This window comes from Sphingobium boeckii, from assembly GCF_014199215.1.
Lineage (GTDB): Bacteria > Pseudomonadota > Alphaproteobacteria > Sphingomonadales > Sphingomonadaceae > Sphingobium_A > Sphingobium_A boeckii.
Window position 1 is genome coordinate 637,032 of sequence record NZ_JACIJC010000001.1, and the last position, 26,033, is coordinate 663,064.

A 26,033-nucleotide genomic window follows, 5' to 3' on the forward strand; every position below is an offset into this window, starting at 1 on the left:
CCTTCGTGACCGAAACGATCGAGATTTACGTGTCCGACCCGAACCGCGCGACCCACGGAGCCAGGATTCCCTGTACCGGCTTCAGCGCACTGGCATAACGCCGCCATTGCCCGCCGCCATTATACAATCCCTTGCGCACCTGCGTCTCGCTGGCAGTGCGCACGCCACGCGCCTTTGCCGTGCGGTCAAAGTTCAGGAACGAATCGGTCCATTCAAGCCCGACGAAAGCGGCCAGCGCGCGAACGGTCGGTTCGAATTCAGTGACAAGCTGGCTGTAGCGAACGTCGTGATAGGCGAGCGGCAAATTTTCCATGCAGCGATCGATCAACGTCAGAAGCGCGTCATAATGGCGTGCGGTCTCGATCAGATCGCTGAACGCCCAGGCCGCGGCACCGGGAGTGAAATTGATGCGGAAGCAACTCAGAATCACGTCGCGGGGGTCCCTGCGCATGATCACGATCCGGGCGTCGGGAAACAGGCGTGCGATGATCGGCAGCTTGATCCCGTTGAACGGGTTCATATCCACCAGAACCTTGCCGTCAACCGCCCCGCCGAGTTGCGTTACACGGTCCCAATAGGCCGCGCGCAATCGGTCGACCAGGACGGGATCGAGCGCATCGAGATCTGGCATCGTGCCGTCATTCGATAGCAGCGCCGCATCAACATCGACGAATGTATCGCGCTCCTCGAGCGCCACGACATTCGGCGCACCGGCGAGCACGTTCTCGATCAGGGTGGTGCCGGATCGGGGATAACCCAGCAAAAATACATGCATCGCGGCGGCCTCCGGAATCGGTGGGCGGGCTATCAGGGCTGGCAATGCACCTATGCTTTCGACTTGCTCGGTAATTCTTTCGATAAACGACCGGTGCGAAGGACGGTCCTCCGTCGGCGCGAGCATGGCCCGGTTCGCATTGCGAAAGCTGCGTTGCGCGTTTTCATAGCTCGCGAATGCTTCCTCGGTGCGATTTTGCCGGTCGAGTGCATCGCCCATCAAGGTGAGCGCCCGCGTCCGGTCTTCGGACAATTGGGTGTTCAGCAAAGGCTCGAGCAGCGCCGCCGCAGAGACGCCATCCTTCCGTTCGATCGCCAATATGGCCAGAGCGCATGTCGCGGCCGGCTCATGCGGATCCAGCGCAAGCGCGCGTTTCGCATGTGTCTGGCTAGTCTCGGCATCTCCGCGCCGCGCCGCGGAATCGGCGAGTTTCCCCCATGCCGGCGCCAGATTGGCGTCGATCGCCAGCGCGCGCTCATAGCTCGATACCGCCTCATGCTCCAGGCGCAGCGCATCGAGCACATAGCCGCGCTCCAGCCAGGCGGCCGCATGGCGCGGTTCTGCCGCAACGACGCGATCGAGCACGGCCAGGGCTTCCTCCTGAAAGCCCTGCTTCCGCATCACCGCGCCGATCGATCCGAGGATCAGCACGTCTCCGGGCGAGAGCAACAACGCCCGCTGCAGCAGTGCATGAGCGCCGGCAAAATCCCCGGCTTCCTCTTTCTGCCAGGCGACAAGATTGAGTATCAGCGGATCAGATTGGCCAGCGGCGAGAATGGACGTGGCGATCTGCGCCGCGAGCCCGATATCCCCGCCGGCCAACGCCTGCTCAAGACGTGTCCTCTGGAGATTGGCGCCACCTTTCGAGTGGCGCGGATTGCCGACTTTTCTTGACATGATTGTGAGACGATCCTTATCATCACTTCAGCACAACACTATACTTTCTTTCATTCTTCAGGAGGCTTCGTCGTGCTTGGATTATTGGCACTGGCGCTTCTCGCCGCATCGCCCTCGACTGATCCTGCCGCGCCCGAATCTGCGGCTGAAAAGGCGTCGGACGCGCAAGACAAGGTGATTTGCAAGCGCTTCCTGGAAACCGGATCGCTGGTAAAAGGGTATCGAAGCTGCAAGACCAAGCGCGAATGGGAGCGGGAGCGCGAGAATCTTCGCGCGCGCGGACCGGGCAGTAATTCTTGTCGTGACGCCGCCAATGGCGGAGCAGGGTGTTCTCCTTAAGTTAAAAGCGCGCCCGGTGGGGTGAGGGATACGCCAGCGTTCGCCGCCACGGCCGTGGCCCAGATGATCACCTTGTCGATCTCGTCGGCATGTATTTTCGCGGCGTCGCGATGTTCGACCGCGCGGTCGGCTGAATCAAAGACGTCTCCGGATTTTGAGTGCGTTCTGAAGGCCGGCCCCGCTACGATTTCTTCCACGGCGGCCTTGTCGAGCGGGCGACCAAACAGCTTCGCCATCAAAGCGATGGCCGCCGCCGGCTCTGCCATCAGGGTTGCGCTGTCCAATGTGCGGACGCGAGCCTCGCCAAATCTTTCGACCAGGGACGCAAACATTTTCTGATGCGCCAGCCAGCAAACCGCTGCAGCCTGAAGGTCTGTATGACCCACGTAATCGCGCGGCGCGAAACCCAGATCGATTACCTTGTCGTCCAGCATTCCGGTCAGCAATGTTCTCACCCAGAGCCGGCCGTCAATCCCCTTTTTCGCGATTGACCCCAGAAATGTTGGAAGCGGCGCGTAAAGCAGGATCGCACAAGATTCGGGTCTTAGGGTCAGCATCGCGAAGGCAAGGCTGTTGACGATGGTGGACGGCTTTACGACCACGGCCTCTCCTGGCGCGAACGGCCGCGCCAGCATAGCGAGCATATCGTCGAGCACTTCCGCCATGTCCGGTCCCTTGCCGCCGCGGCGGCGCCAGCCCACGATATCATTGAGGATCACGGGCTCCTTCAGGCCCATGCCCCAGCCCGGCCGATCCATGGCCCGCGCCAACAGTGTCGAACAGCAATAAGCCGAATGAAAGATGAAATGGAGGCGCGCGCCCGGAGGCGTTGCAGCAATGGCGTCCTTGCGCCGGACGACAAACGGATGGTGCCCGGCGGGCAGGTAATCGTCGGTCAGAAACGTGGCTGTGCGGTGCGTATCCCGCGAAACGGGCAGAAAATGGACGGCATCCTGTTCCGGGTCATAGCGATGGGCAAGCCAACCGGCATCGGCCATCGTCGCGGCAAGTGAAGGTGGCGGCGTCGGGCCGGTATCGCGTTGTATCGTTGTCATTGCAGCGTTATGCAGTGGAGATGGATCAGCCGCAAATCCAGAAGATGCTCACGGCCGCCGTTCAGGAGCGGCGCGCCGGCCGGAACGACGCGGCGATCAAGCTATTTCGGGATGTGGTTGTGCAGGACGGGGCGCAGCCGCAGGCGCTAAACGCGCTGGGATTGCATGCAATCGCTCAAGAGAATTTCGGGGAGGCGGTTTCGCTGCTGCGTCGCGCCATTGCTGCGGATCCCGATGCTCCAGAACTCTGGATGAACCTGGCGCGGGCGTATCGCGAATGCCGCGATGACGCGGCCGAGGAAGAGGCGCTCCGCGGCGCACTTTCGATCGACCAGCGCCATTTCATGGCCCTGGTGCGCATGGCCGAATTGTTCGAGCGGCGCGGTGATGGATCGTCCGCGGCCGAACGCTGGAGCGGCGTCCTGGCGATGGCACCGCTGATCGAGGAGCGCCCCGCCGCGCTTGAGATCATGCTGGATCACGCACGCGATTATGTCGCACACTGGCGGGATGGGTTTGCGAACACGATTGATCGGAAGCTGGCCGAGGCGCGGGCCGCCATGCCCTCTGCCGATCTGCGTCGTTTCGATGCGTGTATCGATCACGCGCTGGGCCGCCGCCAGATTTACATCAATCAATGTGCGGGGATGCACTTTCCATTCCTCCCTGCCGACGAATTCTTTGCGCGCGAACATTTTGCCTGGTTTGAAACTTTAGAGGCACAAGCGGATGTGATCCGTGCGGAACTGGAGGTGATGCTGGCCGATGATGCGGCTGCGATAAGGCCCTATGTCGCGATGGAGCCCGGTACGCCCGCCAACAAATGGTCGTCGCTGGATCATTCTCTGGAATGGGGCGCGATACATCTGTGGAAGGATGGAAAGCGTGATGACGCCGTTTGCGCACGCGTGCCCCGCACCGCGGCAATAGTCGAGGCGCTGCCCTTGTCGGATTTGCCCGGGCGGACGCCGACGGTGTTCTTTTCGTTGCTCCGGCAGGGCGCACACCTTCCCGCGCATACCGGGGTGAGCAATGTTCGCACGATCATCCACTTACCGTTGATCGTTCCACCGGACTGCCGCTTTCGCGTCGGAGGCGAAACGAGACACTGGAAGGCCGGCGAAGCTTGGGCATTTGACGACACGATCGAGCATGAAGCGTGGAACGGATCGGATGCGATGCGCGCAATCCTGATCTTCGATGTTTGGAATCCTTACATAACCTCAGTGGAGCGCGATCTGCTGCGGCAATTTTACCTCGCTTCAGCAGACGAGACCGGCGCGCCCGCCAGCGCGATCAGAGTTAGCGAATAAGGGCTGACGTTAAGAGCGCGTCTGGCAGCGATGCGGTTGCCATATTGCGAACGAGCCAAGCCTCCGCCTGCTTGAATTCCGGCGCACTTCCCCGCGCGACCTCGGCCCGCCGTGCAACCCGCGCGGCATTGTCGAATGCGATTTCGGGATTTTTGGAATAGGTCGAAAACAACGGACCGGCGACCGATCGTTCGATCGCCTGATCTGGAATGGGGATGCCCAGATGCAGTGCTGCCATCTTGCTCACACGTTCCGGTTCTGCAAAAAAACGCTCCGCGTCCAGCGCGCGCGCATTGGGCATCAGCGAAAGTACCTCGGCGAAGATGTCTATTTGCGCGCGCCAGAGCGCAGCCGCTCGCTCTGCATCAGTCAGTGCGGAGAGGTCGCCAAGATAATGCGCCAGGTTCGCGGTGACATTGCGCAGCCAATTGCGGTGATTGTCGGTGCGCAGGATTGCGAGAAGATATTCGCGCAACGGCAGGTAAAGCAGGATGATATGCGCGGCGGGGGCGGCCGCCGCCAACTGCGGCAGCAGAAAGTTGACAGGCACATTCGCCTTGATCAGTGTGGGTGCGTCGGCACGGTAGCGCTTGCTGATCATCGCAGTGACGATAGTCAGCCGCTGTGCGTCGGGGCGGATTGCGGTTTGCCGCAGCGCCAAAGGCTCGCGCAGGACAAGACTGGCCTCGGGCTCATCGAGCGCGCGTGCTAGCAGGGTCGAGCCGCAATGGGCCATGTGAAAGATCCAGGCTGCCGGCAGCGATGTACGCGGCATACTGGTCAGGGTGGCCAGGGGCAATCTCATCGATTGATCGGCGGCCGGCGAAATGCGCCCGTCCAGAAAGATCGAGCGATGATAGGCCGCGCGGTCCATGGGCATGAACAATGCCGCATTGTCTTCGAACGAATGAAGAAAATGGTCGGGCGAAGCGAAGAGATCGTCAAGCGTCAGAGGCATCGCACAGGCTATAGCTTGCGCTGCCGAATACGGCTATCCCCCGTCATCATGACGCACGTCCATCTGCCGAAATCCGGCCAGCCTCATGTCGTTATCGAACCCGTCGATGAGGGCGGCATCGTCGATATCGATCCGGCGCTGATCATCGATCTCTACAAGGCTCATGGAGCGCTCCTCTTTCGCGGGTTCGGCGCAGACGTCGTGCAATTTCGGATCTTTGCCAGACAGTTTTGCACCACGGCAGTGGTAAATGAGAGCCCGGGCAGGCAACTGCTCGATCCGATCGGCAATATCCATACGGTCGACGGGGGCACCGGTGCCTTTTCGCTCCATCCAGAATTGTCGCGGGAGCCGTGGAAGCCTGACGCGGCTTTTTTTGCCTGCCTTTCGGCACCCAGCCGCGGCGGCCAGACGACGATTTGCGACGGTGTGGCGCTGGTGCGCGAATTGCCGGAAATGGTGCGCCTTGGGCTGAAGAACCGCAGGCTTCTCTACATCAAGCCGACTTGGCCGAGCCTGCTGGACTACTGGCTGGGAACGCCGGACCCAAGCGATGCGCAACTCATGGCACCTCCGCCGGAATGTCCTTATTTCTTCCGTCGATTTCCGGATGGAGACATCGTTCGCGCCTTCACCCGGCCAGCTCTTCACAAGCCGATGTTCCTGGATGCGCCGGCTTTCGGCAATTTCCTGCTCTTCGCGCGATTCAACAATGGACGGCCCGATCACCCGGTTCTGGATGATGGATATCCTGTGCCCGAAGCCTGGCTCCAAGCGATCAAGGCGACCGGCGATCGCCTGAGCGTCGCGATTGATTGGCGCGCGGGCGACGTACTGATGCTCGACAATACGCGGTTTATGCACGGACGAACTGCAATCGTTGATCCCGCCGAGCGATTGATCGCGAGCTTCTTTGGTTATCTCGGTTTCGCCAAACCCGATCCTGAAGAACCGGTGCACGCCATCTGGCGGCGCGAGGATTTCGAACCACCGCTGCCGCCCGATCATCCGCGATTGCGGCAGGCGGCAGCGGAGGGCTAACCGACGTTAAGGCTCAACGCCCCATCGCCTTCATCCACCTTCACCGTCACCCCATCCGGCACATCGCCACGCAGGATCATGTCCGCCAGCGGATCCTGCAGATAGCGCTGCACCGCGCGTTTGAGTGGCCTTGCGCCATAGACGGGATCATAGCCCACCCGGCCGAGCCACGCGCGCGCGGCGTCGGTCAGATCGAGGATGATCTTGCGATCGGCGAGCAATTTGCCCACGCGGCCCACTTGGATATCCACGATCGGGGCCATGTGCTGCTGGCTCAGGCGATGGAACAGGATGATCTCGTCCAGCCGGTTGAGAAATTCGGGGCGGAAATGCCCGCGCACGATCTCCATCACTTGCGGCTCGACATCCTCCACCTTCTGATCGTCCGTCATGGATGACAGATATTGGCTGCCCAAATTCGAGGTCAGGATGATCAGCGTATTGGCGAAATCCACGGTGCGGCCCTGTCCGTCGGTCAGGCGGCCATCGTCCAACACCTGCAGCAGGATGTTGAACACGTCGGGATGCGCCTTTTCCACCTCGTCGAACAGGACGACCTGATAGGGCCTTCTGCGAACCGCTTCGGTGAGAACGCCGCCCTCCTCATAACCAACATAGCCTGGGGGCGCTCCAATCAGACGGGAGACGGTGTGCTTTTCCATGAATTCGCTCATGTCGATGCGCACCATCGCATTGTCATCGTCGAACAGGAAACCCGCCAATGCCTTGGTCAATTCGGTCTTGCCCACCCCCGTGGGGCCAAGGAAGAGAAAGCTGCCGAGCGGACGATTGGGATCCTGCAAACCGGCGCGCGCGCGGCGCACCGCGCGCGACACGGCGGCTACGGCGTCGGATTGCCCGATCACGCGCTTGCCGATCGCTTCTTCCATCTTCAACAGCTTTTCGCGCTCACCAGCCAGCATCCGGTCCACGGGAATCCCGGTCCAGCGCGAGACCACCGAGGCGATGTCATCCGCGGTCACTTCCTCGCGCAACATGGCCGACGAAGAGAGCGCCGCCGCATCCGCGAGCTGCTTTTCCAGCGACGGGATCGTGCCATATTGCAGCTCACCGGCCTTCGCCAGATCACCCGCGCGCTGCGCCTGATCAAGCTGGAGGCGCGCCGCATCGAGCGCTTCCTTGATTTTGGCTTCGCCCTGGATCTTGTCCTTCTCGCCTTGCCAGCGCGTGGTGAGCTCACCCGATTGCTCTTCCAAATTGACCAGTTCGGCCTCCAGCGCGGCGAGGCGATCCTTGGATGCGGTGTCGGTCTCCTTCTTCAGCGCCTCGCGCTCGATCTTCAACTGGATGATCCGTCGATCAAGCGTCTCGATCTCCTCGGGCTTGGATTCGACCTCCATGCGCAGCCGCGAGGCGGCCTCGTCCATCAGGTCGATCGCCTTGTCGGGCAGAAAACGGTCGGTGATATAGCGGTTGGATAGGGTGGCCGCGGCGACCAGGGCGCTGTCGGTGATCCGCACGCCGTGGTGCAGCTCGTATTTCTCCTTCAATCCACGAAGGATCGAGACCGTATCCTCCACCGTCGGCTCACCCACGAACACGGGCTGAAAACGCCGCTGCAGCGCGGGATCCTTCTCCACATGCTGGCGATATTCGTCCAGCGTGGTCGCGCCGATGCAATGCAGTTCGCCGCGCGCCAAAGCGGGCTTGAGCAAATTGCTGGCGTCCATGGCGCCCTCGCCCTTGCCCGCGCCGATCAGCGTGTGCATCTCGTCGATGAACAGGATGATGTCGCCCTCGGCACCGCGGACCTCGTCCAGCACGCCCTTCAGCCGTTCCTCGAATTCGCCGCGATATTTGGCACCGGCGATCAGGCTGCCCATGTCGAGCGCCATCAATTTACGGCCCTTGATCCCGTCGGGCACGTCGCCATTGACGATGCGCAGCGCCAGCCCTTCGGCGATCGCGGTCTTGCCCACGCCCGGCTCGCCGATGAGGACGGGATTGTTCTTGGTGCGCCGGGCGAGAATCTGGATGGTGCGGCGGATCTCCTCGTCGCGGCCGATCACGGGATCCAGCTTGCCGTCGCGCGCCGCCTGGGTCAGGTCGCGCGCGAATTTCTTGAGCGCGTCATAGCGATCCTCGGCGGTGCCGGTATCGGCGGTGCGGCCGCCCCGGAGTTCGTTGATCGCGGCGTTGAGCGCTTCCGCCTTCACCCCCGCGGCGGCCAGCGCCTTGCCAGCCGGCGTCGTAGTGGCGAGCACCAAAGCGAGCAGCAGGCGTTCGACGGTGACATAACTGTCCCCGGCGGTCTGCGCGACCTGTTCGGCAGAATCGAGCACGCGCACCAGATCATTGTCCAGCCCCGGCGTTTGCTGCGCGCCGCCGCCCGAAACGGCGGGAATCTTCGCGAGCGCCTTGTCGGTTTCCGCCAGCGCGATCTGTGCGTCGCCGCCGGCGGCCTTGATCAGGCCGGAGGCCATGCCCTGCTCGTCTTCGAGCAGCGCCTTCAAAAGATGCTCGGGCGCGATGCGCTGATGGCTGTTGCGGATCGAAACGGTCTGCGCAGACTGGAGGAAGCCCTTGGCGCGATCGGTGAATTTCTCGAGGTTCATTCAACACTCCACTTTGCGGTCACCGGCATATGGTGTGGTATTTGTGCAACACAAGATGGTGCGACGCGCTTTTTTCGTTCGGCGGTGATGCACCGGCACGCGGCACTGCGAAATAGGGATTTGCGCTTAGTGTGCACGAAGCGGCGGATTAGAACGGGCTTGCCGGGATTATTCGCGGGGACACGGGTGATCCGGCATTACGCCGTCGCAAAACTGCCATTTAACAGACTTTTTCACGCCATCAGAACATTGCGATCGCGTCACAATATGTTCCTAAGGCTGCGCTCCTCACAAGGGGGACACAATCATGCGCCATTACATTCATTGCCTGCTCGCATCCGCTGCGTTCATCGGCGCGCCCGCCATTGCGCAGGATATCGCGCCCGTGGACGCCTATGAGAGCGATTCCGAAATCATCGTCATCGGCAGCGGCCAGACCCGCCAGGTTCAGGAACTGAAGCAGGAGGATATCGTGATCCTCACACCGGGCACCAGCCCACTCAAGGCCATTGAAAAGCTGCCGAGCGTGAATTTCCAGTCCGCGGACGCATTTGGCGCGTATGAATGGTCCCAGCGCCTCTCGATCCGCGGGTTCAACCAGAATCAGATCGGCTTCACGCTTGATGGCATTCCCTTGGGCGATCACAGCTATGGCAACGTAAACGGCCTGCACATCAGCCGCGCGATCAGCTCCGAGAATATCGGCACGACCCGGGTTTCGCAGGGCGGCGGATCGCTGGGCACGCAGGCCACCAACAATCTCGGCGGCACGATCGAATTTCTTTCCAGTGATCCCGTCGGCGCATTCGGCGTCAAGCTGAACGGCACTGCAGGCAGCGACAATAGCTATCGCGGCTTCGCACGGATCGATGCGGGCAGCGAAGGCGGCGCGCGCGGTTATCTGAGCTATGGCTATCTCACCACGGACAAATGGAAGGGCGATGGCGCCCAGCGCCAACATGCCGTCAACGCCAAGGCAATCGTGCCGGTGGGCAATTTCAACCTGACCGGTTTCTTCAGCTTTTCGGATCGTCGTGAGCAGGATTATCAGGATCTTTCGCTGGACATGATCCGGCGGCTCGGGCTGGAAAATGACAATATCGCGGACGATTATGCGCTGGCGCTGCGGATTGCCGATGTTGCTGCCAATCGCGGCGACAGCGGCGCGACACCGCTCAATCCGGCGGCGGGCACAGTCTATCCGGCACCTTATGGGACCGTGGACGATGTCTATTTCGACGCCGCGGGCCTGCGTCAGGATTATCTGGGTTCGATCGGCATCGATGGGCGGATCGCCGAGGGCGTGACGGTCAGCGTGAAGGTCTATCATCATGACAATCATGGCCAGGGTCTGTGGTTCACCCCCTATGTGCCGTCACCGACCGGCGTGCCGATCTCTATCCGCACCACTGAATATGATATGAAGCGCACGGGTGTTTTCGGCGGCGTGACCGCAGAGATGGGCGTAAATACACTCGCCGTGGGTGCCTGGTATGAGAATAATGATTTCCAGCAGGCGCGGCGCTTTTACGGGCTGACCAGCCGGACCGATCCAGGCCGCAGCGCGCTCCAATTCCAGAAGGATCCCTTCGCAACCCAATGGGATTTCGACTATAATACCAAGACGCTGCAATATCATGTCGAAGACAAGATCGCATTGGGTCGCGCCACGCTCGCGCTTGGTTGGAAGGGGTTCCAAGTCAAGAACGCCGCCGATCCGCTGACGGCGGGCTCGCTGGCCAGCGGCAAGATTGAATCCAAGGATTGGTTTCAGCCGCACGCGGGCATGACGTTCAAGATCGACGAGCATGGCGAAGTGTTCGCCAGCTTCACGCAATTGACCCGCGCCTTCACCTCATCGGCAACAACCGGGCCGTTCGCCACGACCCAGGCCGGTTTCGCCGCGATCAGCGGTTCGCTCAAGCCCGAGGAATCGGACACATATGAGCTTGGATTGCGCATGAAATCGGGTGCGTTCAGCGGCACGGCGGGCGTCTATTACGTCAACTTCCGCAATCGCCTGCTCGCGTTCACCACCGGTGCCGGCATTGTCGGCAATCCCGCGATTCTGCAAAATGTGGGCGCTGTGCGTTCCTATGGCTTCGAAACCGCGGGCGAATTCCGCCTGGGCGGCGGCTTCAGCATCTTCGGATCCTATAGCTACAATGATTCGACCTATCGCGATGACGTGTTCAACGCGCTGGGTGTGGTCGTTGCAGCCACTTCGGGCAAGAATGTGGTCGATAGTCCGAAGCATCTCGCCAAGGCGGAATTGGCCTATGACGACGGCACCATCTTCGGTCGTTTGGGCATCAACTATATGAGCAAGCGCTATTTCAACTATCTCAACGACCGTTCGGTGCCCGGACGCGGCATTGCGGACGCCAGCCTGGGCTACCGCTTCCTGCAGGGCGCTTTGACCGGTCTGGAAGTGCAGCTCAACGCCACCAACCTGTTCGACAAGGCCTATGTGGCCACGATCGGTTCGAACGGCTTCGGCAATAGCGGTGATAATCAGACGCTGCTGGCCGGCGCGCCGCAGCAGGTGTTCCTCACGGTGCGCAAGGGATTCTGACGATCCCGGCCATTCCGATATCCCGGAATGGCCATTCAACGCCCCATGTCCATCCCGCCATCAGTCTCGCTGATGGCGGGATGGCCTGGCTTGCCCGCCCCGCCGCCGCTGCTATGGTCGCGTCGGGTTGCAAATCAGGATGTAATAATGGGTCGCGTCTCTCGTCTTTCTCTGCTTCTGCCATTGCTCGCGCTGGGTCTCACCGCCGCCGGCGCGCGTGAACCGATCACGGGGAGCGGAGCGGTTCCCGTCGCCGATCTCGTGAAGCAGGTCGATATTCCCTATCAGCGATTCACGCTGGATAACGGCCTGAAAGTGCTGGTGCACACCGATCGCAAGGCGCCGATCGTGGCCGTGTCCATATGGTATGACGTGGGATCGACGCGCGAGCCGAAGGGCAAGACGGGCTTCGCCCATCTGTTTGAACATCTGATGTTCAACGGGTCCGAGAATGTGCCGGGCGATTTCTTCGCGCCGCTGGAGGATATCGGCGCGACTGATTATAACGGCACGACCTCTTACGACCGCACCAATTATTTCGAAACCGTGCCCGCCGCGGCGCTGGAGCGGGCGCTGTTTCTGGAGAGCGATCGCATGGGGCATCTGCTGGGCGCTGTGACCCAGCAGACGCTGACCAACCAGATTGGCGTGGTCCAGAATGAAAAGCGGCAGGGGGATACCCAGCCTTACGGTCTGGTCGAATATACCCAGATCGCCGCGCTCATGCCGCCCGAGCATCCCTATGGCCATTCCGTGATCGGCTCGATGGCCGATCTGGATGCGGCCAGCCTTGAGGATGTGAAAAACTGGTTTCGCCAGCATTATGGCCCGAACAACGCCGTGCTGGTGCTGGCGGGCGATGTGGATGTGGCGCAGGCCAAGCCGTTGGTGGAGAAATATTTCGGCGATATCGCGCGCGGCCCTGAACCCGTCGTGCCGGAGATATCCGTGCCGACGCTGCCCGCGCCCAAGACCGAAGTGATCATGGACCGTGTGGCGACCACCCGCATCTATCGGGACTGGATCGTGCCGGGGCTGAATGATCCCGATGCTGTGCCGCTGGCCGTGGGCGCGACCGTATTGGGCGGGCTGGCGAGCTCGCGGCTGGATAATATTCTGGTGCGGCAGGAAAAGCTGGCCGTGGCCGTGACCGCCAGCCTGCAGGAGTTGGCGGGCGTCAGTCAGTTCGAGGTGACGGTGGATGTAAAGCCGGGTGCGGATCTGGCCCAGGTCTATCAGCGACTGGACGCCATTCTGGGCGATTATATCGCCAAGGGGCCGACCGCCGAAGAGGTGCAGCGCGTGGCGACCAGCGCTGCGGCGGGGCGCATCAGCGGGCTGGAATCGGTGGGCGGCTTTGGTGGCAAGGCGGTCGCGCTGGCCGAAGGCGAGCTCTATTCCAAAGATCCGGAATTCTACAAGAAACAGCTTGCCGCTTATGCCGCTGTCACGCCTGAACAGGTCACGAAAGCGATGCAGAAATGGCTGACGCGGCCGGTGTATGCGCTCTATGTGATGCCCGGCCAGCGCGTGGCCTACGAGGAATCCAGCGGCGTCCCCGCCAGCGTGACCGAGCCCGAGACCGCCTCGTCCGGCCCGGTCGCGGCGCGTCAGGCCGCCGGTGCGAATGGCGTCGACCGTAGCAAATTGCCCGATGTCGGGACGATTGCCGATCTGGACTTTCCCAAGGTGGAGCGCGCCACGCTCTCCAACGGCGTCGAACTGGTCTATGCGCATCGCGACGCGGTGCCGATCACGCAGATGGCGTTCAGCCTCGATGCCGGCAATGCCGCCGATCCCAAGGCCAACCTCGGCACGCAATCGCTGCTGCTCTCGCTGCTGGATGAAGGCACCACGACGCTGGATTCGGTTCAGATCGCCGAGCGGCAGGAAATTCTGGGCGCGAGCATCTCCACCGGCGCGTCCATGGACCGCACATCGGTCAATCTGTTCGCGCTCTCCGCCAATCTGGCCCCGTCGCTCGATCTGTTCGCCGATATCGTGAAGAACCCTGCTTTCGCGCCCGGCGAGGTCGAGCGGCTGCGCGGACAGCAGCTTGCCCGCATTGCGAGCGAGATGACGCAACCGCAGGCGCTGGCGCTGCGCACCCTGCCGCCTTTGCTTTACGGGAAGGATCATCCCTATGGCGTGCCGTTCACCGGCACGGGGGATCCCAAGGCCGTGGCGCAGGTGAGCCGCGATGATCTGGTCGCCTTTCACAATGCCTGGTTCCGGCCGGACAAGGCGATGATCTTTGTGGTCAGCGATCTGCCGCTGGCGAAGGTGAAGAGCGAGATCGAGGCGCGCTTCGGCACATGGGCGGCGCAGGGGCCGGCGGGCGTGAAGGATTTCAGCCCCGCCCTTCCTCCTGCGAAAAACAGGATCGTGCTGGTAGACCGCAAGGATTCGCCGCAATCGCTGATCCTCGCCGGAGAGATATTGCCGGTGAAGGGCACCGACGAACTGGTCGAACTGTTGTCCGCCAATGATGTGGTCGGCGGCAATTTCCTCTCACGGATCAACATGGATCTGCGGGAGACGAAGGGCTGGTCCTATGGCGTGAACACGCTGGTCAACCGCGTCGCCGAACAGGTGCCTTATATGGTGTTCGCACCGGTTCAGGCGGACAAGACCGGCGCGTCGATCGAGGCGCTGCGGCAGCAGATCGGCAGTTTCCTGACGAACAAGGGCGTCACGCCCGAAGAGCTTGAACGCACCAGGATCAGCAGCATCCGGCAATTGCCGGGATCCTTCGAAACCGCGGGCGATGTGCTGGGCGCCATGCAGCGCAACATCCTCTACAAGCGGAGCGATGATTATTATGATGGCCTGACCACAGTTTACCGCGGCATGACCGCCCACGCCCTGGACAAGGCCGCACGCGCGGCGATCGATCCGGATCAATTCCTGTGGGTGGTCGTTGGCGATGCAACGACGGTGAAGCCGCAACTGGAAAAACTGGGCTTGCCGATCGAAGTGGTTCAGCCCTGAACCCGACAATCAAGAAGGAGAGTGAAATGGCGAATGTGGATGGTGCGTGGAATGTGGTGGTGAAATCGCCGCTGGGCGATCAGCAATCGGTGTTCACCGTCGCCAGCGATGGATCCGCTTTCACCGGCAATATGGCCGGCGCGATGGGTTCGCTCGATGTGGAAGACGGCAAGGTGGATGGTGACAAGCTCACCTGGAAGATGAATCTCAAGGTGCCAATGCCGATGACCCTGGATTGCGAAGCCACGGTGAGCGGCGATGCGATCACCGGCAGCGCAGGCGCGGGCGCGTTCGGCAGCTTTCCGCTCTCGGGCACACGAGTCTGACGCCTCAAATCCTCCCCTGGTTGCGCCAGGGGAGGGTATTGCCTCAAAATGTATAGGCTACGCCCAACGCGCCAAACCATTGGTTGGCGCTGCCGGCGTCGCGCACGATCGGGCTGCGCTTGAATTCACCCAGCATCTTGGAATAGCTGCCCGTTGCGAAGACTGACCAGCCGGTGCGCAGATCGCCGGACAAAGCGTAATTCGCGAGCACGGTGGTGCTGATGTTCTTCCATCCCTTGTCGAGATCATAGGTGGCAAGGCCGCTCGCCGCCGTGCCGGCGGGGCTGACGCTATAATAATAACGCGCATAGCTGCTGCCGACATAGTCCGCGGAGACGTCGAAGCCGACATAAAGGCTCTGGCTGAGTGGCGTGCCATATTCGAAGGCGGGCTGGATCACATAGCTGTCATGCGCATTGGCCACGTCGCGCAGATAGGAGACGCGCACGCCGATGGTGTCATAATCGCTGGTGATCACGCCGGTCTTGGCGATGCCGACAAAGCCACCCAGCTCGATCGGCGTATCCAGTTTGCCGAGCAGCTTCACCTGAGGATCCTTGATGCCGCGCGTGCGGCTGAACCGGGTGCCGGCGGCGACGCCCAGAGACAGGTCCAGATTGTTGCCGGGCTTTTCCGGGATTAGGTCGAAATAAAATGCTGACTGGCGCGTGTAGAAATTGTGACCCGAAATCTTGCCGCGGATCGCCGGGCCGGGAATGATGCGATAGTCATCCGAACCTTCATAGGTCGGCACGATGGCCGCTGCGGCACCGATGGTGAGGGTATCATCATTATCCGGCGGACCGGCATTATCCTGTGCAAAGACGCCCGGCGCGACGGCAAGTGAACACACCAAGATCGTCGCGCGCACTGTGCGCCTTGCGAGCATTGATTTCATGAATCGGATTCCCTGTTTCTTAAACCATTGGAATCGGAAACGTATCGAAACGTCAATTAGTTGCGTATCGCCAACTATAGAAAATATTTCATCTTCACGCTTTGCGTCACCGTCCCGGTGCTCATGCCGAATTGCGCCGCGGCGAACTTCGGGGGGCCGAAACCAAGCGTTGGGTTGCGCGAAAAGCCGATGCCTTCCTTGGGAATGCCGGCGAAGGTGTCCAGCTTGGCGTTGCTGTTTTCATCGTGGATCAGCGCCAGCGCATAATCGCCCGAGGGCAGCCCGGTGATATGCGTCCGGCCGTCCGAAGCGTGGACGGAGCGGGTGATGGCATTTCTGTCGTCAGTGCAGCCGGGGAAATTCTTCGGATAGGCCGTAAGGCAGATGCGGATCAGCCCCTTTTGCGAACGCAGGTTTGCGAACTGGATATCAAGCGCGCCCGGTGCCGCCCCGCCGCCCAGCATCGCGAACACCAGCGCCGCCGCGCCCGTCTTTCGGGTCGCCCGGAAGATCGAACGTGCCCAGCCCTTTGTCCGTGCCGCAGAGCCTGTCCCAGAACCGGAAATAGAGACCATAATTGCACCTGTATTCGGCGTGGTGCCTTTGATGATGGCTCGCGGTGATCAGCCAGCCCCCCAGGCGCCCCCCGTGGACGGACCGGGGGAACATCTCCCAGCCCATGTGATTGGTCACCCCCATAACCGTCATGATCGTCAGCACAAGCGCCAGTGCGCCGATATGGATCGGAATTGCGAAGACCAGTGATGGAATGACCACAGCGCCGGTGATCGCCTCTATGGGATGAAAGCTCATCGCCGCCCATGCCGTGGGCGGTCGGCTGGCGTGATGCACGGCATGGGCGATGCGAAACGGGCGGGGCCGGTGCATCCAGCGATGGGTCCAGTAAAACCACGCATCGTGGGCAAAAAGATAGAAAAAAACCGACAGCGGCAGATACCACAAGGGATAAGCGTTCACGTCCGCATAGATCAGCGTCCATCCGCGATTCTGCCAGCCCCAGGCGACGATGCCCGCCGGCACGCCATAGATCGCAGCACTGGCGAGCGACCAGATGATTTCCCGGCGCATCTGCCGATCCTGCCCGGCATAGAGGCCCGGATGCTTGATCCGCGTGGCCAGCGCGAATCCGGCGCTGGCAAGCAGATAGCGGACACCGATGATGATCGTCATGGCAAGCGCGGACAGCGCGATGGCGAGCGTGACGGACATATTTTCGGCCTTACGCCCGCATGTCGTCGCGGGCAATCGGCCCGGCCTCCGAAACCCCTTTGTGTCTTGGTTAAGGCTCGGCTAGGGCGCTCTTTCAATGCCTAGTAAAATCACCTGTGACATCGCCATTGTGGGGGGCGGACTCGCTGGATCGCTCATTGCGCTCGCGCTTCATGCGCGGCATCCGGGGCTTGATATCCGGCTGATCGAGGAAAGCAGCGTGATCGGCGGCGATCATGTGTGGTCCTTCTTCGCCGAAGATGTCGCGCCCGATGATCGCTGGCTGGTCGCGCCGTTGATCGGGCATATGTGGAAGGGACATGAGGTGCGCTTTCCCGCGCACGGCCGGTCCATTGATGGACGCTATTATTCGATTCTCTCCGAACGGCTGGATGCGCATGTGCGCGCCACCCTGCCCAGAAAGGCGCTGATGACCGGACGTCGCGTGGCCGCGGTCACGCGCACCAGCGTTGTGATCGCGGGCGGTCACAGGGTGAAAGCGGGCGGCGTGATCGACGCGCGCGGCCCGGCTGAACTGGGCCTGCTCGATCTCGGCTGGCAGAAATTCCTGGGGCAGGAACTGATCCTGGAAAAGGCGCATGGCGAAGCGCTGCCTCTGGTGATGGATGCCACGGTGGATCAGATCGACGGCTATCGATTCGTCTATGCGCTGCCGTTCGGCGAAGATCGCATGTTCGTCGAGGATACCTATTACAGCGATACGCCGCAGATCGATCCCGCCAAATATCGCAAGCGCGTCGCGGCTTATGCCAAGCAGCGCGGCTGGAAGATCGACCATGTGGCGCGGGAGGAAACCGGCGTGCTGCCGGTGTGCATGGGCGGCGATTTCGATCGTTACTGGGATTCAGGGGGCAAACAGGTGCCCAAAGCCGGCGTGCGCGCCGGGCTGTTTCATCCCACGACGGGCTATTCGCTGCCCGATGCGGTGCGCACCGCCGCGCTGATTGCGGGGCAGGACCGGCTCGATGGCATTTCACTCCACGATCTGACCTATGATTTCGCGAAGAAAACGTGGGACGACCGCGGTTTCTATCGCCTTCTGAACAAGATGATGTTCCGTGCCGCAGAGCCGCACGAGCGGTATAAGGTTTTGGAACGCTTCTATTCTCTGGATGCCGGGCTCGTTTCGCGCTTTTATGCGGGACAGTCCACATTCATGGACAAGGCGCGCATATTGACCGGCAAGCCGCCGGTGCCCATCGGGCGCGCCATCGCGGCGATCAGGGAGAAGCGAAAGTGACACGTTCATGAAGACGGCTGCGGTGATCGGGGCCGGCTTCGGCGGACTGGCTTTGGCGATCCGGCTGCAATCGGCCGGGGTGGAAACCACGCTGATCGAGGGGCGGGACAAGCCGGGCGGACGCGGCTATTATTGGGAACGTGACGGCTTCACCTTCGATGCCGGGCCGACCGTGATCACCGATCCCGATTGCCTGCAGCAGCTCTGGGCGCTTTCGGGCCGCAACATGGCCGATGATGTCACGCTGCAACCGGTCATGCCCTTCTATCGCCTGAATTGGCCCGATGGCACGAATTTCGATTATTCCAACGATGATGCGCAGCTTCGTCAGGAGATATTGAAGCTCAATCCGGCGGATGTGCTGGGCTATCAGAAATTCCTGGGATATGCCGCGGGCGTGTATCGCGAGGGCTATCTGAAGCTCGGCACCGTGGCGTTTCTCGATTTTGCGTCGATGATCAAGGCCGCACCGGCACTGGCGAAATATCAGGCCTGGCGCTCGGTCTATTCAATGGTCTCCAGCTTCGTGCAGAATGAAAAGCTGCGCGAGGCGCTCAGCTTTCACACCTTGCTCGTGGGCGGCAATCCCATGACCACGAGCGCGATCTATGCGCTGATCCACAAGCTGGAAAAGGATGGCGGCGTCTGGTTTGCCAAGGGCGGGACCAACCGGCTGGTGGCGGGGATGGTCACGCATTTCGAGCGGCTGGGCGGCGTGTTGCGGCTGGGTGATCCGGTCGAAGAGATCGAGACGATGGGGGATCGCGCGACGGGCGTGCGCACGCGGAGCGGCTGGCGGATGGATGCCGATGCCGTGGCCAGCAACGCCGATATCATGCACACCTATCGCGATCTGCTGACCTCAAACCGCCGCGGCGGGCGCGCGGCGACGGCGCTCGAAAAGAAGCGCTATTCGCCATCGCTCTTCGTGGTCCATTTCGGCGTGAAGGGCACATGGCCGGGCATTCCGCATCACATGATCCTGTTCGGCCCGCGCTATAAGGGGCTGCTGTCGGATATTTACGATCATGGCGTGCTGGCAGAGGATTTCTCGCTCTATCTGCATCACCCGACCGTGACCGATCCGAGCATGGCGCCCGAGGGGCATTCCACATTTTACGTGCTGGCCCCCGTGCCGCATCAGGGCAAATTGCCGGTCAATTGGGACGAGGTCGGCCCGATCCTGGAAAAGCGCATATTGGACGAGATCGGCAAACGGCTCATTCCCGATATCCATGAGCGGATCGTGACCAAATTCCATTATACCCCCGCCGATTTCGGGCAGGATCTGAATGCGCATCTGGGCAGCGCCTTCTCGCTGGAGCCGACCTTGACGCAAAGCGCGTGGTTCCGCGTTCACAATCGCGACGATGCGATCTCGAACATGTATTTCGTGGGTGCCGGCACGCATCCGGGCGCTGGCATTCCTGGCGTCGTGGGCAGCGCCAAGGCCACAGCAGGGCTGATGCTGGAGGATCGGAGCAAAAATGCCTGAATGGGGATTAGGTGCTGCGCCTAAACGGTTTCGGGGTATTTTGTGAGGCGCATAGCCATCTATTGCGGGTCGGCCACGCCGGCCGATCCGGTCTATATGGAATCCGCGCGCGCGATCGGCCGGTCACTGGCCGAACGGGGCATCGGACTGGTCTATGGCGGCGGCAGGCTGGGCCTGATGGGCGCGGTGGCGGATGGCGCGCTGGCGGCGGGTGGCGAAGTGATCGGCGTGATCCCGGTGGCGCTGCGCGACGCGGAGGTGGCGCATCTGGGCTGCACCAAACTTCACATCGTGGAGACGATGCACGAGCGCAAGGCGCGCTTCACGGACCTTTCGGACGGCTTCATTGCGATCCCCGGCGGGGTCGGCACGATGGACGAATTGTGGGAGGCGGTGAGCTGGGCGCAGCTTGGTTACCATGCCAAGCCCGTCGGCCTGCTCAATGTCGCGGGCTATTATGATCATCTGATCGCCTTTGTCGAAACCATGGCCGCGACCGGCTTCGTGCGCCCGCAGCATCGCGAAATATTGCTTGTCGATGATCAACTGGATGGCCTGCTCGCCAAAATGGCGGCGCAGCGCCCGATCGAGACCATCGTGAAGATGAAGCGGCAGGATCTGTAATTTTCCCCTCCCGCTTGCGGGAGGGGCAGGGGGTGGGCATGTCCGACTTCGCATGAATCAAGAAAAGCCCACTAATCCCTCCCGCAAGCGGGAGGGGGATTTCGCCACCCGCGAAGCGCTGGTCGCGACCGCGAGTGAGAGCATCGCGCGCGGCTCGAAATCCTTTGCGATGGCGAGCCGGCTGTTCGACCGCGTGACGCGCGAACGCGCGTGGCTGCTCTATGCCTGGTGCCGCAAATGCGACGATCTGGCCGACGGGCAGGATTATGGCGGAGTGATGAACACGCACCATGCCGAGGTCGAAGCTGCTTTCGAGGAAATCCGCTCGAAGACCGAAAGCGCGCTTGTCGGCGAAACCGTCGGTGATCCTGCGTTTGACGCGCTCGGCATCGTCGTCCGCGAATGCGCCATCCCGCACCATCTGCCGCGCGATCTGGTGCAGGGATTTGCAATGGACGCCGCGGAATGGCGGCCGCGCACCGAGCAGGATCTGCTCACCTATTGCTATCATGTCGCGGGCGTCGTCGGCGTGATGATGGCGATCGTGATGGGGGTCGATCCCGATGATCAGGATACGCTGGATCGCGCCTGCGATCTTGGCCTGGCATTTCAGCTTGCCAATATCGCGCGCGATATCAGCGAGGATGCGGCGGGCGGGCGCTGTTATCTGCCACAGGACTGGCTGACCGAGCTGGACATATCGCCCGGCGAAGAGATGAAGCCGCATTTCCGCAAGCGCCTTGCGGTCATCGCCAAATGGCTGGCGGAGATGGCCGCGGATTATGAGGCCTCAGCGCGGGTGGGCGCGGCCAAGCTCCCCTTCCGCGCGCGCTGGGCCGTGCTCGCGGCGGCGGGCATCTATGGCGACATCGCCCGTGAGGTGCGTGCCAAGGGCGAACACGCCTGGGATCACCGGGTTTATACGAGCAAGGCGGCCAAGATCGGCTGGGTAATGAAAGCGCTGGGACAGGCGATGGCAAAGCCGGGGAAGGATGTCAGCCGGGAGGGGCTTTGGACGCGGGGCCGCTAATCCCGAAAGCTGCCCACCGGCGCCCGCACCCCGGCATGGCCGCGCCGCTTCAATTCCGCTTTCAGATCCTCGGGCTTTGGTGCCCAGAGGAAACCGAAGCTCACCGTGCCCTCTTTGGTTTCCACCACATGATGCAGCCGGTGCGCCTGGATGATGCGCTTCATATAATCGGATTTGGGCAGGTAACGGTGGTTGATCCTCTTGTGGACGATCACATCGTGAAAGCCCGCATAGATCGCGCCATAGCCAGCGATTCCTGCGCCCGCCCAGGTGGCCCAATCGCCCCAGCCGAGCTGGACGCCGCCTGCGATCAGCGTGATCGACGGGATGGCGAAGATCACCGCATAGAGATCGTTCAGCTCCCAATGGCCTGTGCGTGGCCGATGGTGGCTCGCGTGCAGGAACCAGCCGGGGCCGTGCATCAGCCAGCGGTGCGCGGCGTAGGCGAAGATTTCCATGCCGAGGATGGTTGCGATGAACAAAAGGATGCCGAGGGGGAGGGACATGAGGAGGATATAGGCTCTTCGCCTTATTCTGTCATTCCCGCGCAGGCGGGAATCCCGCTTTGCGCGGAGACACCCGAAAGAAGCTGGATTCCCGCTTTCGCGGGAATGACGGGAAGGTTAAGGAAGTAACCATGAAACATCGCATCCTGCTCGTCGCCCTGCCCATCCTCGCCCTCGCATCCTGCGCCACGCCGGAGACGCGACTCAGGACAGGGCTGCGCGATGCCGGCCTGTCGCCCAAGCTCTCGGCCTGCATGGCGGACCGGATGGTGAATGAGCTTTCGCTCTGGCAGTTGCGCAAAATATCGTCGCTGGGCGATCTGAAGGATTCGAAATTCCGCGAACTCTCCGTAGCGGAATTCATCTATAAGGTCCGCGCATTGAAGGATCCCGAAATCCTCGGCGAAACCACCAAGGCGGCCGGAGCGTGCGCGCTCGGGCTCTGAGCGATCCATCGGGGGTGGCAATCGCCGCCAATCCATGCTTTAGGCCGGTGCGACTCCCCGTTTTGCAACGCGAAAGGCTTGAGCGCCCCCATGAATATCCACGAATACCAGGCGAAGGAAGTACTGGCCAAGTTCGGTGTGCCGGTTCCGGCAGGCTTTGCGGCGCTGACCGTCGATGAAGCGGTGGAAGCCGCGAAGAAACTGCCCGGGCCGCTTTATGTGGTGAAGGCGCAGATTCATGCGGGCGGCCGCGGCAAGGGCAAGTTCGTGGAGCTCGGCCCCGATGCCAAGGGCGGTGTCCGCCTGGCCAAGACGCTTGAAGATGTGCGCGCTGCCGCCACGGATATGCTCGGTAACACGCTGGTCACGATCCAGACGGGCGATGCGGGCAAGCAGGTCAATCGCCTGTACATCACCGATGGCGTCGATATCGCCAAGGAATTCTACCTCGCCTTGCTCGTCAATCGCGTGACCGGCCGGATCTCGATGGTCGCTTCGACCGAAGGCGGCATGGATATCGAAACCGTGGCGCATGATACGCCCGAAAAGATCCACGCGATCGACGTCGATCCCGCAACCGGCTTCATGCCGCATCACGGCCGCGCCGTCGCCGCTGCGCTGGAACTGGATGGCGATCTGGCCAAGCAGGCCGCCAATGTGGCCTCCAAGCTCTATGACGCCTTCCTGGGCACCGACGCCGAGCAGATCGAGATCAATCCGCTGGCCGTGACCGACGATGGCAAGCTGCTGGTGCTCGATGCCAAGGTGGCATTCGATGGCAATGCGCTGTTCCGTCACAAGGATCTGCTGGCGCTGCGCGATGAGACCGAGGAAGATCCCGCCGAGCTGGAAGCCAGCAAATACGATCTGGCCTATATCAAGCTGGATGGCGACATCGGCTGCATGGTCAACGGTGCCGGCCTGGCGATGGCCACGATGGACATCATCAAGCTGAACGGCATGTTCCCCGCCAACTTCCTCGATGTGGGCGGCGGCGCGAGCAAGGAAAAGGTCACCGCGGCGTTCAAGATCATTTTGAGCGATCCGGCGGTGAAGGGCATATTGGTCAACATCTTCGGCGGCATCATGAAGTGCGACATTATCGCCGACGGAATCGTCGCCGCGGCGAAGGAAGTGAATCTTTCAGTGCCGCTGGTCGTGCGCCTGGAAGGCACCAATGTGGCGGAAGGCAAGGAAATCCTGGCGAATTCCGGCCTGCCGATAGTAGCCGCCAATGATCTTGGTGATGCGGCGCAGAAGATCGTGGCCCAGGTGAAAGCCGCGGCTTGATTTTAATCCTCATCCTCTCCCCTCGAGGGAGAGGAGGGTTTGAGAGGACGATGAAATGAAAATCCTGGTCCCGGTCAAGCGTGTGCTTGACTATAACGTAAAGCCCCGCGTGAAGGCGGACGGCACGGGCGTCGATCTGGCGAACGTGAAGATGTCGATGAACCCGTTCGATGAGATCGCTGTCGAAGAAGCGATCCGTCTGAAGGAAAAGGGCGTTGCGACCGAAGTGATCGTCGTTTCGATCGGCGAACCCAAATCTCAGGATACGCTGCGCACCGCGCTCGCCATGGGTGCGGACCGGGCGATCCTGATCACAGCCGAGGGCGAAGTGGAGCCGCTGGGCGTCGCCAAGCTCTTGAAGGCCGTGGCCGATGAGGAGCAGCCGGGTCTGGTGATCCTTGGCAAGCAGGCGATCGACGACGACAGCAACCAGACCGGCCAGATGCTGGCCGCGCTGACGGGCTGGGGCCAGGGCACGTTCGCGTCCAAGGTGGAAGTCGCCGGCGATACCGTCATCGTGACGCGCGAAGTTGATGGCGGCTCCGAAACGGTCTCGCTGAAGGCGCCGGCGATCGTGACCACTGATCTCCGCTTGAACGAGCCGCGCTATGCGAGCCTGCCCAATATCATGAAGGCGAAATCCAAGCCGCTCGCGAACAAGACGCCTGCGGATTACGGCGTGGATGTGGCAAAGCGTCTGACCACGCTCAAGGTTTCCGAACCACCCGTGCGCAGCGCGGGCATCAAGGTGGCCGATGTGGATGAACTGGTTGCGAAACTGAAAGCTCTGGGAGTGGCGGCATGAGCGTCCTGGTCTGGGTCGAACACGATAACGCATCGGTCAAGGATGCCACGCTGGCAGCGGTGACCGCTGCGGGCAAATTGGGCGATGTACACGCTTTGGTCGCGGGCAAGGGCGCGCAGGCCGTGGCTGACGAAGCCGCCAAGATCGCGGGCGTCGCCAAGGTGCTGCTCGCTGATGACGCAGCCTATGAACATGCGCTCGCCGAAAATGTCGCGCCGCTGATCGCGGGCCTGATGAGCGGCTATGACGCGTTCGTCGCGCCCTCCACCTCGCATGGCAAGAATATCGCTCCGCGCGTGGCGGCTCTGCTCGATGTCGCGCAGATTTCGGACATCCTCTCGGTGGAAAGTGCGGATACGTTCACGCGCCCCATCTATGCGGGCAATGCGATCGCCACCGTGCAATCGAGCGATGCCAAGAAGGTAATCACCGTGCGCGGCACCGCTTTCGAGAAAGCGGCGACCTCGGGTGGTTCTGCCTCGGTCGAAGCGGCGTCTGGTGCGGGCGATGCCGGCCTTTCCAGCTTTGTGGGCGCGGAAATCGCCAAGAGCGAGCGTCCCGAACTGACGGCGGCGAAGATCATCGTTTCGGGTGGTCGCGCACTGGGCTCCGAAGAGCAGTTCCATGCGGTCATCGATCCGCTGGCGGACAAGCTTGGCGCTGCCGTCGGTGCTTCGCGCGCTGCGGTGGATGCGGGCTATGCGCCCAATGACTATCAGGTCGGCCAGACCGGCAAGATCGTCGCCCCCGAAGTCTATGTCGCGATCGGCATTTCAGGCGCGATCCAGCATCTGGCGGGCATGAAGGACTCAAAGACGATCATCGCGATCAACAAGGACGAAGATGCTCCCATCTTCCAGGTGGCGGACATCGGCTTGGTCGGCGATCTGTTCAAGATCGTGCCGGCGCTGACAGGCAAGCTGTAAGTCCACGCTCTGAAATCGAATAAGAAAGGGGGCGGCTTACACCGCCCTTTTTTGCGCGCGGGCGGCAAACCTTGCCATTTTATGCCATTTCCATAAAATGCGCCCATGGATAGCATGAACATCTCGCTTCCCGGGCCGCTCAAGGCGTTCATCGACAGCCAAGTTGCGGACGGGCGTTACAGCAGCGTGAGCGAATATGTACGGGAACTCGTTCGCGCCGATGAAAAGCGCAAGGCGCAGGAAAAGCTTGAAACGATGCTGCTTGAGGGACTTGCCAGTCCCGAATCATCGTGGGTTTCCAGCGATCTGGATGGCATTCGCGCTGCTGCGCGGGCCGGCCATTGAACCAAAAATCCGTCGCTATCCATGCGATGGCGCGGCGTGACATCGTGGAGCAATACCGCTGGCTTGAAGCGGAAGCCGGTAGCGATGTCGCCGACCATTTTCTCACAGCGGCAAATGAGGCTTTTTACAAACTCGCTGATCATCCGCGGATCGGGCCAGCGTTAGGATCGACCAACCCTCATTTGGCGGGGATGCACAAATGGAAGGTCGAGGGTTTCCCAAACGTGCTCATCTTTTACAAACCCCGCGTGCGGGGCATTTCAGTGGTGCGCATCATTCACGCCGCCAGCGATTGGTGGAGTTTGATCGACAGCCATTGAGAATATTCCGC

The 26,033-nt window shown here is 61.6% G+C and carries 23 protein-coding genes; 15 read left to right on the forward strand and 8 right to left on the reverse strand.

The genetic code is table 11. The annotated features are described in order from the left end of the window. Window positions 1-25 precede the first annotated feature (25 nt). Together FHS49_RS03265 and FHS49_RS03270 are read right to left on the reverse strand one after the other, a co-directional pair. Entirely contained in the window at window positions 26-1,672 is a 1,647-nt protein-coding gene (locus FHS49_RS03265; RefSeq protein WP_184015158.1) for a tetratricopeptide repeat-containing sulfotransferase family protein, read from the reverse strand. A gap of 335 nt (window positions 1,673-2,007) precedes the next feature. Beyond that, window positions 2,008-3,066 carry a hypothetical protein gene (locus FHS49_RS03270; protein WP_246350244.1) on the reverse strand — a complete coding sequence of 353 codons (1,059 nt, stop codon included), beginning with the start codon at window positions 3,064-3,066 and terminating at the stop codon, window positions 2,008-2,010. Between the two features lie 20 nt (window positions 3,067-3,086). Between FHS49_RS03270 and FHS49_RS03275 the strand changes: the two genes are divergently transcribed. After that, on the forward strand, window positions 3,087-4,379 hold the full coding sequence (locus FHS49_RS03275) for an aspartyl/asparaginyl beta-hydroxylase domain-containing protein (RefSeq protein WP_184015160.1): 1,293 nt from the start codon (window positions 3,087-3,089) through the stop codon (window positions 4,377-4,379). Here the strand turns inward: FHS49_RS03275 and FHS49_RS03280 are convergent. Beyond that, entirely contained in the window at window positions 4,369-5,337 is a 969-nt protein-coding gene (locus FHS49_RS03280) for a hypothetical protein (RefSeq protein WP_184015162.1), read from the reverse strand. The genes FHS49_RS03275 and FHS49_RS03280 overlap by 11 nt on opposite strands. Before the next feature lie 48 nt (window positions 5,338-5,385). Here FHS49_RS03280 and FHS49_RS03285 point away from each other — a divergent pair, with 48 nt between their 5' ends. Next, on the forward strand, window positions 5,386-6,378 hold the full coding sequence (locus tag FHS49_RS03285; RefSeq protein ID WP_184015164.1) for a TauD/TfdA family dioxygenase: 993 nt from the start codon (window positions 5,386-5,388) through the stop codon (window positions 6,376-6,378). On the opposite strand, the gene clpB is transcribed toward FHS49_RS03285, so the two are convergent. Continuing rightward, the gene (clpB, locus tag FHS49_RS03290) at window positions 6,375-8,954 is read right to left on the reverse strand and encodes an ATP-dependent chaperone ClpB (RefSeq protein ID WP_184015167.1); all 2,580 of its coding nucleotides are present in this window, start codon (window positions 8,952-8,954) and stop codon (window positions 6,375-6,377) included. The two genes, FHS49_RS03285 and clpB, sit on opposite strands and share 4 nt — an antisense overlap. Window positions 8,955-9,261: 307 nt before the next feature. Between clpB and FHS49_RS03295 the strand changes: the two genes are divergently transcribed. The 3 genes from FHS49_RS03295 to FHS49_RS03305 all read left to right on the forward strand — a co-directional run bounded on the left by FHS49_RS03295 (window position 9,262) and on the right by FHS49_RS03305 (window position 14,846). Beyond that, entirely contained in the window at window positions 9,262-11,529 is a 2,268-nt protein-coding gene (locus FHS49_RS03295; RefSeq protein ID WP_184015169.1) for a TonB-dependent receptor, read from the forward strand. A 147-nt stretch (window positions 11,530-11,676) separates the two neighbouring features. Continuing rightward, window positions 11,677-14,520: a M16 family metallopeptidase gene (locus FHS49_RS03300; protein WP_184015171.1), complete on the forward strand. Its 2,844-nt coding sequence runs from the start codon at window positions 11,677-11,679 to the stop codon at window positions 14,518-14,520. Window positions 14,521-14,546: 26 nt separating this feature from the next. Then, on the forward strand, window positions 14,547-14,846 hold the full coding sequence (locus FHS49_RS03305) for a hypothetical protein (RefSeq protein WP_184015173.1): 300 nt from the start codon (window positions 14,547-14,549) through the stop codon (window positions 14,844-14,846). Between the two features lie 43 nt (window positions 14,847-14,889). On the opposite strand, the gene FHS49_RS03310 is transcribed toward FHS49_RS03305, so the two are convergent. From FHS49_RS03310 to FHS49_RS03320, 3 genes are all read right to left on the reverse strand, one after another. Then, entirely contained in the window at window positions 14,890-15,744 is an 855-nt protein-coding gene (locus FHS49_RS03310; protein WP_246350246.1) for a MipA/OmpV family protein, read from the reverse strand. 74 nt (window positions 15,745-15,818) lie between these two features. Further along, window positions 15,819-16,208 (reverse strand): DUF2141 domain-containing protein, encoded by a 390-nt coding sequence (locus tag FHS49_RS03315; RefSeq protein ID WP_184015976.1) that lies wholly within the window; start codon window positions 16,206-16,208, stop codon window positions 15,819-15,821. Further along, on the reverse strand, window positions 16,174-16,974 hold the full coding sequence (locus FHS49_RS03320) for a sterol desaturase family protein (protein WP_184015175.1): 801 nt from the start codon (window positions 16,972-16,974) through the stop codon (window positions 16,174-16,176). Before FHS49_RS03320 ends, FHS49_RS03315 begins: the two co-directional genes overlap by 35 nt. 97 nt (window positions 16,975-17,071) lie before the next feature. Between FHS49_RS03320 and crtY the strand changes: the two genes are divergently transcribed. The 4 genes from crtY to FHS49_RS03340 all read left to right on the forward strand — a co-directional run bounded on the left by crtY (window position 17,072) and on the right by FHS49_RS03340 (window position 21,384). After that, the gene (gene crtY, locus FHS49_RS03325; protein WP_184015177.1) at window positions 17,072-18,235 is read left to right on the forward strand and encodes a lycopene beta-cyclase CrtY; all 1,164 of its coding nucleotides are present in this window, start codon (window positions 17,072-17,074) and stop codon (window positions 18,233-18,235) included. Window positions 18,236-18,242: 7 nt separating this feature from the next. Further along, window positions 18,243-19,730, forward strand: coding sequence for a phytoene desaturase (locus FHS49_RS03330; protein WP_184015179.1), 1,488 nt, complete (start codon window positions 18,243-18,245; stop codon window positions 19,728-19,730). A gap of 42 nt (window positions 19,731-19,772) precedes the next feature. Continuing rightward, window positions 19,773-20,354, forward strand: a complete 582-nt coding sequence (locus FHS49_RS03335; protein WP_184015181.1) for a TIGR00730 family Rossman fold protein — start codon at window positions 19,773-19,775, stop codon at window positions 20,352-20,354. Window positions 20,355-20,523: 169 nt separating this feature from the next. Further along, window positions 20,524-21,384 carry a phytoene/squalene synthase family protein gene (locus tag FHS49_RS03340; RefSeq protein ID WP_246350331.1) on the forward strand — a complete coding sequence of 287 codons (861 nt, stop codon included), beginning with the start codon at window positions 20,524-20,526 and terminating at the stop codon, window positions 21,382-21,384. Here the strand turns inward: FHS49_RS03340 and FHS49_RS03345 are convergent. Further along, window positions 21,381-21,890 (reverse strand): sterol desaturase family protein, encoded by a 510-nt coding sequence (locus tag FHS49_RS03345; protein WP_184015191.1) that lies wholly within the window; start codon window positions 21,888-21,890, stop codon window positions 21,381-21,383. The genes FHS49_RS03340 and FHS49_RS03345 overlap by 4 nt on opposite strands. Before the next feature lie 131 nt (window positions 21,891-22,021). On the opposite strand from FHS49_RS03345, the gene FHS49_RS03350 reads away from it, so the two are divergent. The 6 genes from FHS49_RS03350 to FHS49_RS03375 all read left to right on the forward strand — a co-directional run bounded on the left by FHS49_RS03350 (window position 22,022) and on the right by FHS49_RS03375 (window position 26,022). Continuing rightward, window positions 22,022-22,336, forward strand: a complete 315-nt coding sequence (locus FHS49_RS03350) for a hypothetical protein (RefSeq protein ID WP_184015193.1) — start codon at window positions 22,022-22,024, stop codon at window positions 22,334-22,336. Window positions 22,337-22,426: 90 nt separating this feature from the next. Then, window positions 22,427-23,626, forward strand: a complete 1,200-nt coding sequence (gene sucC, locus FHS49_RS03355) for an ADP-forming succinate--CoA ligase subunit beta (RefSeq protein ID WP_184015195.1) — start codon at window positions 22,427-22,429, stop codon at window positions 23,624-23,626. Window positions 23,627-23,681: 55 nt separating this feature from the next. Next, window positions 23,682-24,431, forward strand: coding sequence for an electron transfer flavoprotein subunit beta/FixA family protein (locus tag FHS49_RS03360; protein ID WP_184015197.1), 750 nt, complete (start codon window positions 23,682-23,684; stop codon window positions 24,429-24,431). Next, on the forward strand, window positions 24,428-25,357 hold the full coding sequence (locus tag FHS49_RS03365) for an electron transfer flavoprotein subunit alpha/FixB family protein (protein WP_184015199.1): 930 nt from the start codon (window positions 24,428-24,430) through the stop codon (window positions 25,355-25,357). Before FHS49_RS03360 ends, FHS49_RS03365 begins: the two co-directional genes overlap by 4 nt. Window positions 25,358-25,471: 114 nt before the next feature. Next, complete coding sequence (locus FHS49_RS03370; protein ID WP_221240347.1) at window positions 25,472-25,702, forward strand: type II toxin-antitoxin system ParD family antitoxin; 231 nt, start codon at window positions 25,472-25,474, stop codon at window positions 25,700-25,702. Window positions 25,703-25,728: 26 nt separating this feature from the next. Further along, on the forward strand, window positions 25,729-26,022 hold the full coding sequence (locus FHS49_RS03375) for a type II toxin-antitoxin system RelE/ParE family toxin (RefSeq protein ID WP_184015203.1): 294 nt from the start codon (window positions 25,729-25,731) through the stop codon (window positions 26,020-26,022). Window positions 26,023-26,033 lie beyond the last annotated feature (11 nt).